This is a genomic window from Alteromonas ponticola (assembly GCF_012911815.1).
In the GTDB taxonomy this organism is placed as follows: Bacteria; Pseudomonadota; Gammaproteobacteria; order Enterobacterales; family Alteromonadaceae; genus Alteromonas; species Alteromonas ponticola.
In genome coordinates this window covers 1-15,414 of sequence record NZ_JAATNW010000001.1, presented here as the reverse complement: position 1 = coordinate 15,414, position 15,414 = coordinate 1, and the positions used below count along the sequence as shown (strand labels likewise).

The window sequence follows — 15,414 nt, the reverse complement described above, 5'->3', positions numbered from 1 at the left end:
TCTATCATTACAAAGTTGGAACGGGGTTGCTCACTGTTGATTTGCGGGAATAGCACAACAGCAGGCCCACGCATAGCCAAAGCAATAAACTGGGTTCAGAAACAGGGATACCACTCCCCGTAGTTTCAACCGTCCATTCAATCTCGTAAGTGACGCTATCACCAATTGTAAAGGGGTCTGAAGACCTTGTAATGAGTGAGGTGTTTCCAAATAGCGAAATAATGTTGGTACCATTATCTGCAAGGCCCCCACGAGCGTCAATAATTCGGGGCGCTAAGCCAGATGAGTCGATCAATAATGCGGGTATTACTCCAGGTTCTTCTGGATTGGGTAATGAAATAAGATCAGAAAATGTCCAGGTACCAGAAGGTGAGCCTGGAAAAATCTCGAAACCCATGTCCGATATATCCGAATTATTGATTATCTGTGCAGCTGACCCATCGAGTAATGCGTCATCAAGGGTGAAGTAACCTGATATTAAAGGATTACCGGTGACATTGAAGATAATCAGTTCTGCCCGAGCACTAACAGTAAATGCTGATAAAAGAGCAATTAGAGCCGCAAGTCTGTAATGATATCGCATAATTTTTTTCCTTTTCCCTGAATGTACAAAATCATCAACATCTACATCTTTTGTTGACCAACCTGCCAGCGACTCCAAGCTGAATAGCGATAACTGGCTCCAATGATAGTAGTTCAAAAATTTTCATTAACCCATAATTTCTATAACAGAAATGAAGAAATAATAAAATTTATATCCATCTTAAAAATAAAAACTATTCTTAAACCAGTCTTCGCATCAATTTTGGATTCAATTTTCGCCATCTACACTTTGCTCCCATGTGAACAAAATTGAACAGTCATGGACACCCACACTCTGACCATAGTCATATAAGCTTTTCGCATACCTGAAGATGGCAATATCACAATATCAGTTCCAAACAAACCAGCCCCAAAATTTTCATTGATGTATATTAGACAAAAGAAAAGAAAATACCGGCTGACTTCCCCCCTTACTCTAAATAAAACAAAAACATTCATAAATCTTCAGCACTAGCGTTCCCCCGTAAATAAAATTTTGAAACAGAATAAAATTTAAACAGACTTGATCTAATACTTTCGTCGTATATACTCTCGGATCTTCGCTAGCAAGAAATTTAGCATTTCGCTGGCTGAGACAATTAAAAGGCAAACTGTTTCGAAAGGGCAGCACGCAAAGTCGGTGATCTAAAGGCGCAAATGCACCAATGACTGCATCGATTGCATTAACTTAGTCGCATTACCTGTAAGGTAATATGCTGGTAATTCCTGCGTACCATGCAGCTGTGTCTGCGCACGTTTGTCTTTTGTAAATCAACAATCCAAAAGGATTGTCGTTGTTGTTTACATAAGAAGGTAATCAAGTGCGCTGTTTCTTTTTCACTCACCATCGTCGGTTATACATAGCTGTTGTCTGGCTTTTAGTGGCGATGTGTGTGTCAGCGAAAACCAGTGCGCAGCAACCCGTCTTTTCAGAGCACGAGAAAATAATCAAGCAAGGCCTTGATCGCCTGGAAAACCAGATCGAGCCGCTGAAGAATCGTCCTGTCATCCATCTTTCCAGGCCTGAATCGGTAAGTACATCAGAAGGCACCAGCGCGTCAGATCAGTGCTTTAATATCACCAGTATTGAAGTGTCAGGTGAGAAATCGATTGCCGCCGACGAAATTCAACGTGTAACCAGCCCCTTTTATCACCGATGTCTCGGTTTAGAGCAGATCAACGCGCTACTTGGCAGCATTACAAATCTGTATCTAGATAAAGGGTATGTGACAAGCCGTGCCTATATCGGCCCGCAGGATCTATCTGATGGACATCTGGAAATAGATATTGTGGAAGGCTTCGTCGAAACCCTTTCGTCTACGGATCAATCTATTACCGCTCAACAACTTGCCTGGGCATTTCCCGTTACTATAGGTAACACCTTGAATATCCGCGATATTGAGCAGGGGCTTGAGAATCTCAACACGTTAACGGGCAATAACACCACCGTCGCATTGAATCCAGCCTTACAGCAGGGGGGCTCAGAAGTAGCCATCAACAATCAACCTGCTAAACACTGGCAAGGCTCGGTAGGCTTAAATAATTATGGCGTAGAAAGTACGGGTGAATACCAATTGGACGCGAATCTGGTCATGGGCAATCTGGTTGGCATCAACGACACCACGTTGTTTTCAGCGTCTACCAACATTGGCGGTCACGATTTACCTCACGCCATGTCAAGAAGCTACGCGTTATCGTGGTCGGTGCCAGTTCATTATTGGTCTCTCGGTGCCCAAAGTAATTTTTACGAATACGAACAAATCGTGGTGGGTGAAAACAGCAATTTTGCGATTCATGGCTCATCATTCAATAGCAGCCTTCAGCTAGGCTACACAGTTTACCGTGACCAAACTGACAAGATCGATCTGGCCCTGAGTCTCACCCGCAAAACGAGCAAGAACTTCATTGAAGATGTATTTTTAGACACGTCTTCGCGCGTTTTGTATGTCTGGGATTTTCACACCGCTTACAGACGTTCGCTCAGCCAGGGCAGCCTAAGTGCAGGACTTCATATCTATAAAAGTGTGTCCTGGTTTGATGCGAAAAAGAAACTGGTCGCCGCAGAAGATGACTTTCAGTTTATAAAATACCAGGCAAATTTGGCTTATAACACTCAATGGCGTATGGCCGAAACGCCGATCCTTTATGCGATTTCTGCAAATTATTTATATTCCCCCGACATCATTCTTGCTTCCGAAGGCCTGACAGTAGGTGGCCGCTATACCGTACGCGGTCTTTCTCAAAGCAGTCTGTTCGGTTACAAAGGCGGATATATCCGCAATGAGTTCACCTTGCCCGTAGCAAGTGAACTGTCATTTATAAATCAAATTCACTATTTCTTCGGCGTTGATGCAGGCGTGTCAAATTTGCCTGAATATCCGCAGGAAAACAGTGAATGGGTAGCAGGTTCTGTAGTAGGAATTAAGTGGCATGGCAATCAGGTCGAAGCGACGTTGTCTTATGCCAGAGCATTGCGCGTGCCTGATTTTTTTACCCAAAAGCAACAGGAAGTTGACCTGTCATTGCGAGTGAGTTTTTAAGGAAAGCTGATGAGAATTTTACCCAGAAAATGGCGCAATGGTATAACCAAAGCCCTGATAGTGGTATTGGCAGGAAATCCGGTATTGATGGCTGCCTATGGTGCTGAGCGCGCATACGATGAACGCTTAATGGAACTGCGTTTACTGGAAGCAATGGCTGCGCAAAATACCCCGCCGGCATCGTCTACCTCCAGCACAGCCACTTCCTCTTACAATGACCCGGCAATCATGTTCGCCAATGGTCAATCAGGCGAATTAAGTTCCTCAGCCGATGGTGTCACTGTGGTGAACATAGCCGCTCCTACTCAGGGCGGCGTCTCGCACAACCAGTTTATTAATTACAATGTCACCACAGATGGCGTGATCCTGAATAATTCGCTTGATCCAGCAATTTCGATAATTGGCGGCTGGACGGATGGTAACAGGCGCATGACGGGTGGGTCGGCCAACGTCATTCTTGCTGAAATAACTGGCGCTAATCGTTCACAATTGCGGGGCTTTACTGAAGTTTTAGGCAACTCAGCTGAATTTGTGCTTGCCAACCCCAACGGCATCACTTGTAACGGCTGCGGCTTTATCAATATTCCCCGCACCGTGTTAGCCACTGGAACGCCCGAGTTAAACAACGGCAATCTGATCGGACTCAGTGTCAGCGGAGGCGATGTGCTGATCACTGGCGCAGGCTTAAACGCATCAAATGTGAACCAGCTGGATATTTTAACCCGCGCAATCAAGCTCAATGCCGCGCTTTACGCCAACGAGCTGAATATTCTTACTGGCATCAATCGCTATGATTTCGCAACTGGCACTCACCAAACCAGTACGGCGCAATCTGGCGCTGATTCAACCTATGAATTTGCCCTTGATGCTTCAGCTCTGGGCGCCATGTACGCCAATAAAATTAAACTTATCGGCACAGAAGCTGGCTTAGGTGTGCGTAGTAAAGGTTTAATCAGCAGCACTGAGAATATGCAACTTAGCGTTGATGGCCAATTGCAGCTCAAAGACGCCGTTGCGCAAGGCCAGTTAGCATTAACATCCGTTAACGATAGCATTCAGACAACAGGTTCAGTATATGGTCAATCTGTCAATATTAATGCTGCCGAAAAAGTCACTAACACAGGCTTAGTCGCGTCTAAAGAGTCAATTACGCTTAATGCAAACTCGCTGGTACAACAGGGTGATATGTTATCCGGCGTTACCTTGCAGGGTGAGTGGCAAGACGATGCTCAAATACACATTGCGCTGTCCGATAAGTTGGACAATCAGGGTAATATTGTTAGCCAGGGAGCGCTCAACATTGCCGCCAAAGCGCTGCAAAATCATGCTGATGCTGCCTTGTACGCCGACACGACAAGCATTGCAATGCCTCTCTTTGCAAACCAGGGTAATTTAACCGCATCTAAGCTAAACGTTGACTCAGACAGTTTGACGAACGCGGGATATATCCAGGCAAATAACGCCACGCTGACAGTGAAACAGCTAACCCAAAGCCAGGGTACGCTCCACCAGGTCGGTGATTCAGGCGCTATGACTGTTTCTGGCCAAAGTGTTAATTTTGAAAGTGGCAACGTTATTGCCGAAGGAAATGCTACCTTTAATTTGTCCGCGCAATTAGCAAATAATGCCCAAAGTACGTTTAATCAGGCAACCGTGATAAATGTCAGCGAAGTTGTTAATAACGGCTCAATCGTGTTTAACGGACAGACTGAGATCAACGCTGACAGTTACGTCAATAGTGGTATCTCTCAATTTTCAGCTACTGACGTGACGACACTGACGATTGCTGATGACATCAACAATACAGAAGGCACGCTGCAGTTCGCGGCTGACAGCATCATAACCGCAAAATCAATCAATAACGAAGCAGGTCAGATTAATCAGTTAAATGATGCCAGCCTGGTATTAGATATTCAAAACGCGCTTAACAATAGCGACGGTAAGGTGCAAAGTAATGGTTCACTGCAACTTACAGCCTCTGATATTGATAATGTGAAAGGCGATATTACCGCAGCAACGCAACTGACACTAATAACCGACCGACTTAATAATGACACCGGGGCAGTAGCTGGCAGCGAGCTATCTATAACCACCGACACCCTTGAAAACGCAAACGGGATAATAAGTGCAGCAAACCTAACAGTTGTGGCCGACAGCATCAATAACAACAAAGGGGTAATAGAAAGCAGCCAGGATCTGACACTTCAAACCATAGCGATGACTAACGGTGACGATAGCCTGATCAGTGGCAGTCACGTCGAAGTACTTTCAGAAACCCTTGATAACGCCGCAACAGCAATAATTGAAGGTACGCAGGTTGCACTAACAGCAACAACCATTACCAATCAGGGCACCGTTTTAGCAACCGGTGAAGCGCAAGAGGCGCTGTCAATTCAGGCTCAGTCGCTCCGCAATGCCGGTAATATCGAGAGTCACGGAGAAAGCTTTTCTCTAACTGACATGCAGTTAGATAACACCCAGGGGCAAATCTCTCACCTTGGCACGGGCGTACTGCAGCTAGATGTCCTTGGTGTGTTGAATAACCAGCAGGGTAACATTCAAACTGCCGGACAATTAATCAGTAACAGCGAATCCTTAGACAACACCTTAGGAGATATCGCAAGTGCTGACGGTGCTTCACTTTCTGCCGACAGCCTGATTAACAACGACGGTTTCATCACCCTTACCGGTGCAGCAACGTCTCACATCCAAACCACCTCCAGCCTGGACAACCTCAATGGTCAAATCGTCAGTGAGGGTGCTCTGCATATCGACAGTGCTGCGTTAACGAATACGGGAGACCTACAGTCAGCGTCTTTGTATGTCAACGCTGAAGCGTTAACTAATCAAGGCCATATTCAGGCGGGCAACGCGACACTTTCCAGTACGACTCTGAATAATCAAGGTAGCATTCTAGCCACGAACACCCAGGGCGAAGCACTGGTAATCGCAGCATCTAATGGCATTACCAATAGCGGCCATATTCAAAGTGACAGCCACACCTTTACGATTCAGGACAATCTTGACAACCGCAATGGCGCCATTGCACACGCCGGTACGGGCGTACTTTCTTTAGCGCATTTAAATAACCATCAAGGCAGTGTTTTCACCGCCAGCAGCCTGATAATAAATGGCGACACCGACAACAATGCAGGCATTATTCAGGCAGTCGGACCGGTTTCGGTTGACGCTGGTACTTTCGACAACCAGTTTGGGCAACTGATCACCGACGACGCTCTTGTACTTACTACATCAACATTGGATAACCGTAACGGCACCATCTCGAGCGCTGGAATCACCTCATCAGTTACGGCGACAGCGGACCTGTCGAATGGGCAGGGGCGTATTTACAGCGCAGCAGACCTATTAACCGTCAACGCAGGCGATCTGGCGCTGCAAGATGGAGTGATCGCCGGTGAACAGAATGTAGCGATTAATGCCGACACGCTTGAAATTACCACTGACGGACAGCTTCAATCACAGCGAACTCTGGAGATCACGTCAGCAGAATTAACCAACCAGGGCCACATCAGTGCTGCAGATATCATATTAAGCACCGCGACGTTAACCAATCAGCAAGGGGTTATTGAAGCGCAAAATGCGCTGAACGCAACAGCCGATAGCATTGACAACACCCAGGGAGTGTTGCACAGCCAGGGTGCTATGCACATTAACGCAGAGTCGCTGCTGAATACCGAAGAGGGTATCCTAAGCCAGACGGGTGACGGCCGCATGCAGCTTACGCTGACTCGGCTGGATAACCACAGCACTATCAGCGCTACTGAGCTTGATGCGACTATCACCGAACAGTTTTTGAACAGTGCCTATGTACAAGCTGAAACCGTTACGCTAAGCGCCGATGAACTGAATAACAGCGGCGAAGTCTCTGGAACACAGGTCACTATTGACGGGCAGCGTGTGATCAACACCGATGGGCTTATTGCCAGCTACGGCACTACCGGGGTACTTCAAATTGATTCAGCCACCACTGACAATCAACACGGCCTGATCCAAAGTGATGGCGGTAACCTGTTCTTATATACCCAATTCAATAATGCTGCGGGCAATGTCGTGCAGCTAGGCGATGGCAATATATCTATCACCACATTGCATAATAACACGCAAGGGCAGGTGCTCAGTAACGCAGATATTCTGCTTTCCGGTGATGTGAACAACGCTCAGGGTAAAGTTGAAGCCGCAAACAATCTGCATATTGATGCAGATCACGTCGACAACATGGCTGGCAACCTGTACGCAGGCAATGCAATCGACCTGGCTGCAGCATCGCTCAACAATCACAACGGCAACCTGTCGGCAGAAAATAACGTGCAACTGAATGTCTCAGGAGTACTGAATAACGACAATGCCGGTGCGATCAAGACCAATGGTACGTTAAGCATTGACGCACAAACACTTAACAATTCCGCAGGCGAACTGGCCAGTAATGCAAATATGGTATTGCGGTCTGAAATGCTGAATAACGCACAAGGCAGTATTTTGGCGGCTGCAGATGCCCACCTGGATGCCACCCAAATTAATAATTCACAGGGCATGATTCAGGTAAACGGCCATTTAACAGCCAATGCACAAGAGAGTGTGACCAATACAAACGGCATTATCGAAACCCAGACATTATCACTTGCCACGCCAACGTTACTTAATGAGCAGGGCCTGATTTTAGCGCTGGGCAGTCAGGATCAGGCACTTCAGTTAGACGTTAACAGTCTGAACAATACGCAAGGCATTATTGGCAGCCATGGCCTTAACTGGGATCTGATGTTAACCAGTTTGACCAATCAGGCTGGTCAACTGATTCATTATGGAGACGGCACATTTAGCCTCTCACACAGTGGTGCGATGACTAACACAGGTACTATTGCTGCGGCGGCGAATTTAGACATTACCAGTAATGAATTGATCAATCAGGGTAATATTCAGGCACAACAGCTTCTAAATGTTAATGGCGATGTCAGCAATCAAGCTCAGGGGGCGCTGCTGGGTAATACTATTACCCTGTTAACGCCCACGGGTAGCGTAACGAACGAAGGGGTCATTTCAGCCAGTCACAACCTTAACGTTAGCGCAGACCATCTAAACAACAGCAATTTGTTTTATGCTGGAAACAACACTTCGGTTAATGCCAACAGCATTACTAACACTGGCACCTGGTCAAGCGATAGCGTAAACGCGGCAAATTTCAGTTTACTTAAAAACAATGGTCGTATTGAAAGTAATTCCAGCAGCTTTAGTGGCACAACGCTGGAAAACCAAGCCAGCGGTGTGCTCATCAATGCAGATTCTCAGGCTGACAGCTTTCAACTTAACACCGCGCAACTCAACAATAGCGGCACCCTTTATAGCAGCGCGCAAAACGTAGATGTAAAAGGCAGCTTAACCAACCACGGTGAAATCATCCACGCGGGCGTTGGCGTATTGAAATTAGGCGAAACCGGCAGTATCAACAATGCCAATGGCAGCATCGCCAGTGCGGGCAGCACCACCTTAAAAAACAGTGTTTCCGGTAGCGGCAAACTCTTTGCTGAACAGGGCATGCACATCGACAGCAACGGCACCTTCACCAATAACAGTGAACTTTACACTAAAGGTGATTTGCTCATTAGCAGCGCGCTGAACAATCAGGGTGGGAGCTTGTTAAGTGACGGACAACTCACCATAAACACTACCGGGGCGGTCACTAATACCGGGCGCTTACAAGGCTATGATCTAAGTGTTACCACAGGTGTCCTTAACAATAACAATGGTACCATTACTTCGCTTGGCGCAGGCAACGCCGACATCACTGCAACGACCCTGTATAACAATGGCGGTACCATTCAGTCGACCAACGATTATCTGTTCATTTCTGCGCAGACCGGCGAACTGGACAATGCCAACGGCAAAATACTGCATAAAGGCGCTGGCGTACTGTCGTTAAGCAGTGCAGGCCAGCTCGATCAACGTAACGGCATCATCAACACGGAAGGAAAACTTACCACAGCCATTCAGGGCAACCTGAACAATACGGGGGGTGACATCACTGCCAGTTATTATCAAATTGATACTAACGCAACCCTCACCAATAATTCAGGAACCATTGTTGCCACAGGCTATGGCTCCAGCAGTATCGAAAGTGGCGCACTGTATAACCAGAATGGCTTGATTGGTTCGAAAGGCGAAAACCTGTCACTAACTACCACTGGATTGAATAACAACGGCGGCCAAATACTCCATCAGGGCACCGGTAAGCTGACGGTTTCTGGCGGCTCTATCACTAACAGCACGGATTCGTCAGCGATAAAAAGTAACGGCATGCTGGTCCTGAACGGTGGCAACAGTGTTGCTAATTCAGGGGTGATTTCGTCCAAGTCGCAGTTAACGGTGAATGCCAGAAACATTACTAACCTTAACGCCATTACAAGCAGCCATAGCAAGGTAGATATCGACAGCACAGGAACGCTAACTAACCGTGGCAAAATCTCTGGCAAAACAGGCGTAGACGTTGATGGGGTAACGTTGGACAACCGGGACGGCGAACTCCAATCAGACGGCACAGTTAACGTAAATGTGACCAGCATTAATGTAGGGAGAATCACCGGCCAGGACGTTGATGTTCACAGTAAAAACAAGATTACCGTTCAAAGCACTGAGGTACTCAGCGCCCTCAATACGCTAGAGCTAAGCAGTGATAACGACATCACTAACTCAGGCAGCGTGACCAGTTCAGGCACCATAGGCGTTACTGCGAACACATTAACCAACAACAGCGGCGCTAACATCAGTGCCGACAATAAAACCATCCTGTCGTTAACCCGTTTAGTAAACCGGGGGACAGTCAGTGGAAATACAGATCTGATCGTCAACGCCAGCACTACCACTAACAGTGGCACGTTGGCATCTGCTGGCACGCTGGATATTAACAGCGACATCACCAACTCAAACCTGTTGTTTGCAGGTAGCAACCTTACCATTGATGGAGACGTAACCAACACCGCCAACATTTATTCCAGCGCCAACGCTACGTTGAAAGGCGGCACTATTACCAATACGGGCGGGGTAATTGCAGCGGTAAGAGATTTAAGCATCAGCGGAACCATTAAAAATGAGTATGCTGGCGCGTTTAGCTACAAAAAAGGTGCAACAACAAACTCATCGTCTTACACAGGGGGTTCAAACGAAGGTGGCGGCACTACTACAAACCAGTTTACATCAACCCGCAATAGAGAAGATAGAGCGACTACGTCATACAGTGTTTCTGCGAATGGACAGGAAGGGTTGATATCATCGGGTCGCAATATGACCCTCAATGGCACTATTACCAACCAGTACAGCACCATTTCGGCGGGCAACAATTTAACCTTGTCGGGTACCAGCCTGACTAACATCAACGCTCAGAACAAACATGAATCGGATGTAACTGTAGTTGAAGAAACCTGGACCGCTAACTGTCTGCAAGGCACCACTGATAGGTTTGGCAATTATTTTTGCTCTGAGCCAGGCTCGCCACATAAAACCGGTGAACGTGTAATAGACACCTATTCAGAGGTTAGTTATGGCGGCGCAGGCAGTTACGGCACCATTGCTGCTGGCGGCAATATATACGGCAATTTGAAAAATAAAGTCGAGATTATTGACGGGGTAACAAGCGCTGACAGTGAACATGTCAACACTAACGCCAATGGCAGTAAAGGAACGGGTGAAAAAGGCAGCAGCGCGTCGTTTGACAAAAACAACAATGTCACGGTAGCCAAAGCTGCGGCTACTGAAGAAAGCACCAGCGCTGAAACGCGAACTGGCGCTGGCCGCGGTACTGAGGCCAACGAGCAGGTATCCTCCGGATTAACCGCCTTATCAGCCGATGAGCAAGCCACAGATTACACCAATACGCCGACACAAGGGGCAAGCCTCACCACAGTAGACGGCGCAAATAGCGACGTGGAAGCAACCCTTACGCAAGGTGCAATATTGCATACTGCCTCTGCCGTTAACGCCAACGGCCAGGTTAGCGATGGCAACACTACGGTTATTCCAGCCAATTCGGCCGCCAACCAGGAGCAGGTGAAAAAGCAGCGTGAACAGGAAGAAGCCCGCATTCAGGCGTATATTGCCAGCCAGCCCGGCATTGATGATGCTGCGGTTCACGCAGGTCAGCAAGGGCAATTCGCAGATCCTGCCAATATCAACCCGGATCTTCACTTTGCTCAGGGGCAGGCGGGGGCGATCCCAAGTGAATATACAGGCAAGGGTAGTGCCGTGCCGCTTTCACCGGACACCATAAGTCAGCACAACCCTGATTTAATCATTAAACAGCAAATCGACCATCAGCAGGGCATGCTGGCAGAGCAAACTAAGCCAGATGCACCGCATGATTTGGCGGCAGGGCAACACCTTACGCCACCCAAAAACCCCCATCAGGTTGGCCAGAATGTATTTCTAACGGCTGCACAAATGCGCGTGCTTACCGAAGACTTAGGCTTTGATGCCGAAGCGATTAATGAAGGCCAAAAAAGCCTGTATGCCGCCATCAGCCACAACGACTTAATGGCTGATGGCGTCACCCTAAGCGCGGGCGGTACCATTGATATCACCGCGGCAAAAGGCTTTACCGTAGATGGGGGTATTGCAGGCGGTGAAGGGCTGATTTTACGCAGCGATCGCGGCCTGGATATGACTAACCTGGGCTTTTTTGACAGCGACAATTTATTGGGCCTGCAATTAGGCGGCGATTTCACCAACACCCTGGCCCTGGAAAGTAAAAACCTATGGTTAGACATTGCAGGCGATATTACCAACCTGGGCAGCTTTACCGGCAGCGACACCTTAAGTTTAAATGCTGGCGGTGACCTTATTAACCAGAGCCTGATCAGCGGCGGCGCGGTGAGCTTAACTGCCAAAGGCGACATCATTAACCGCACCGAGTTCAGCCATCACACCGTGACCGATAGAAAGGGCAATACCACCACCTACACTGAAATTGGCGACGCCCCACAAATTGTGTCAACCGACAGTCTGAATATGGAGGCCGGCAACAACCTTGATTTACAAGGCAGCCAGCTGAGCACCAAAGGCGATATGAACCTCAGTGCTGGAAACGATGTTCTGCTTGGTACCGTTGAAACCGTTTACGCGCACGACCGAACCTTCAAAGGGGGGTACGACAAAGCCGAGCACCGCACCTTTGATGTAGTCAGTCTGAATGCGGGCGGGAATTTAACCGTTAACGCAGGTAATAATCTTGAGTCTGAAGGGGCGCAGTTTAGTGCGGGTAAAACGGCCAGCTTGTCAGCTGATAATCAGTTGAACCTGAATGCAGTGGTTGAATCCCATTATGCGGCCAATAAAAAGACCGAAAAAGGATTTTTAAAGAAAAAAGTCACCGAGTCGGTAACTCTGCACGAGCAGGTGCAAGGTACCGGTATTGATGCTACCAATGTGCTGTTAAACGCGTCCGTAGACGAGCAGGGTAATATAATTCAATCAGGACAAGGGGACGTTACGCTAACGGCTGCGACCATCAATGCTTCTGAAAACGTGGTAGCGATGGGTGACAACATCGCTGTAACCGCCGCAACTTATCAGGATGATGAATTTACGCATACCAGCAAAAGCAGTCTGGGCGGCTTTAAATCAAAGACAAAAGAAGAATTGGCCCAGGATGATCTCCTCGCTGGCAGCACTATTTCAGCGGGCAACAATATCTTCATGGATGCAGGGGATAACCTGAGCATCATTGCCAGTGATCTGGATGCTAATAACATTGCCTTAACCGCCTTTAACGAAGTACTCATCGCTTCTGGCGAGGAAAGCAGTTTGCGCGAGTCTCGCAGTCAATCTGGCGGCCTGTTCAGTGGTGGCAGCTTGTACGCCACTACCGAAAACATTAGTGGTAGTGCAAGCACCACTGCCAACAGCACCAATCTAAACGCCTCTGGCAACATCGTGGTGGATGCGGGACGTGCTACCGTGATCGGCTCAAACCTGAATGCCGATAACAGCATTTCGGTTACCACGGATATTGGTGACATACAGGTGTTGGCCGCAAAAGAAACCCAGCATACCTATTCCAGCGATAAACAGGTGGGGGTTAGTTTTGGTGACGCCATGGAAGGGTTCTCACGCCCGGATGAGCTGTTTAGCACCGACAATGGCCAACTGACCTATAAAGTAGCCGATGCCCGCTATGATGAAGTCAACCGCACTACTGACAGCACCACATACAAAGCCAGTCAGATAAATGCTAAAGGCAGCGTAACGCTTGATTCCATCAGTGATATTACCATTGCGGGCTCTGACATTTCGGCTGACGACTCCGCTAATTTCTTTGCCCAGGGTGATGTCAGCGTAACTGAAACGGTAGAGACCTTCGCTGAAACAGACGATGAAACCCACGGCAGTGCCACGCTTAGTGTGGTAGTACAACATCAGGCTGTGGAAGTGGCCAAAGCCGCCAAAGCGGTTGATGACGCCAAAGACCAGGTAAAACAGGCCGAGGCCGACTACCGCCGCTACCAAAAAGAAACCGCGCAACTGGAAGGGCAACTGGCCCAGCTTAAGGCCGATGTGACCGCAGGTAAACCAGGTTTCACTCAGGCCGATGTCAATGAATTACAGGGCCTGCTGGATGACGTAAAAGGTGATGAAAGCTGGTATCAGGCAGGCCTGGCCACCGCCGCGGCTAACCTGACCAGTAAAATTACCTTACTGACCCAACAATCCGCCGCCGCGGCACAAAGTACCGCCACCTATGGGTTTAATGCGGGCGTGCAGCTGGATATTGCGGCCAACCAAACCAGCAGCACCACCCACAGCACCACATCTCGCGGGTCAACGGTGAATGCCAATAACATTAATATTGTCACCGGCCCACAAGGGCAAAGCGGCAGCACCCACATTTCAGGCAGTGCATTAACTGCACAAAACAGCTTTAACGTGCTGACCGATACGCTTTCCGTCACGGCCAGCCAAAACACCCAGCAAAGCCGTAGCAGCAGTCAATACGGCAATGTAACCATCGCCCACACCCTGTGGGGTGCCGCAGGCGGCCCCACCATCAATGCCAGCCTGGGCAGCAACGAACAGCAGGATAAAGCCACCACTTACACCAACAGCAGCTTAACGGCCAAACACATGAATGTGGTAACCAGCGGCGATGCCACCATCAGCGGGGGCAACCTGCACGGCCAAGACAGCCTGAATATGAACATTGGCGGTAACTTAACCTTAGAATCGGTGCAAAACCGCTACACTGGCAGCAGTAAAGGAATGGGTATCAGTGCAGGCATGGGCTTTGGTAATACCGGCGGTGAAAACAACACCCTGGATGTGCACAAAGCGGTGGCCAAGGCGGCAAGCAACCTGGGTGATACCCGTGCTGGCGCCGCCAGCGTCAATGGTGGCCTAAACGCCAGTAACAGCCGGTATCACAGCACCGAAACCGTGCTATCCAGTATCACCGGTGGCAACGTGAATGTAGATGTTAGCGGCAATACCGCCATTACTGGTGCCCTTATTGCAGCCATGGACAATAACGGTAACGACAACGGTGCGCTGACCTTAAGCACGGGCACCATCAGCTACAGCGATTTAAACAACCGCAGCTACAGTAGCAGTCAAAGCGCCAGTATCAATGCCAATGTCGGCCTGACAGCCGATGCCAAACACAATGAAAGTGGCACCGACACCAAGCTCAACAGCAGCAATACGGCCTATCAGAACAACAGCAGCCAAAGCTTAAGCAAAGCCATGGCAACGGTGGGTGAAGGCAATGTGACTGTGGGTGGTGAAGAAACAGAGTTAGCTGGTTTAAACCGTGACGCCGCCAACACCACCAACGAGATTTACGACGTAAACCGTCAGCAGGGCAAAATAGATTTAACCGTTGACCATCGTTTGTTGAGTGAAGAGGGAAGGGCGCAGATTAAAGAAGATGTGAAGCGTACTGAGATTTTGGGTGAATCAGTTGCAGATGTACTAAAGGTAAGCGTCTCTATAACCGGAAGTGGTGATGGTGAAAGCTCACTGCGTGAGCACATTGGTAATAAGCAAGATTATTTCACCGCAACCAAAAACTTTATGCAGAATGAGGCTAATGCTGAGCATATTGCAACGTTAGGGGATGCCTCTGCCACTCCTGAGCAGAAACAAGCAGCTTATACTGCACTTGCCAATGAAGTGGCTGTACAAATGGGCGTTGACCCGGTAGAAGCAAAAGTGCTGATGCAAGATGACCCAGCCTTTGCGGGTGCGTTTTCTGATGCAACAAACACAATTTATGTAAATGATTTGGCGCAAAACT

The 15,414-nt window shown here is 48.4% G+C and carries 3 protein-coding genes and 1 riboswitch; of the genes, 2 read left to right on the top strand and 1 reads right to left on the bottom strand.

The window, feature by feature from the left end:
- Window positions 1–7: 7 nt before the first annotated feature.
- Window positions 8–700 carry a hypothetical protein gene (locus HCJ96_RS00015; protein WP_169208991.1) on the bottom strand — a complete coding sequence of 231 codons (693 nt, stop codon included), beginning with the start codon at window positions 698–700 and terminating at the stop codon, window positions 8–10.
- 477 nt (window positions 701–1,177) lie between these two features.
- Window positions 1,178–1,268: riboswitch (cyclic di-GMP riboswitch) on the top strand.
- Between the two features lie 207 nt (window positions 1,269–1,475).
- Between HCJ96_RS00015 and HCJ96_RS00010 the strand changes: the two genes are divergently transcribed.
- Together HCJ96_RS00010 and HCJ96_RS00005 are read left to right on the top strand one after the other, a co-directional pair.
- Window positions 1,476–3,122, top strand: coding sequence for a ShlB/FhaC/HecB family hemolysin secretion/activation protein (locus HCJ96_RS00010; protein WP_169208990.1), 1,647 nt, complete (start codon window positions 1,476–1,478; stop codon window positions 3,120–3,122).
- A gap of 9 nt (window positions 3,123–3,131) precedes the next feature.
- A partial coding sequence (locus tag HCJ96_RS00005; RefSeq protein WP_169208989.1) for a two-partner secretion domain-containing protein occupies window positions 3,132–15,414 on the top strand: 12,283 nt, incomplete at its 3' end.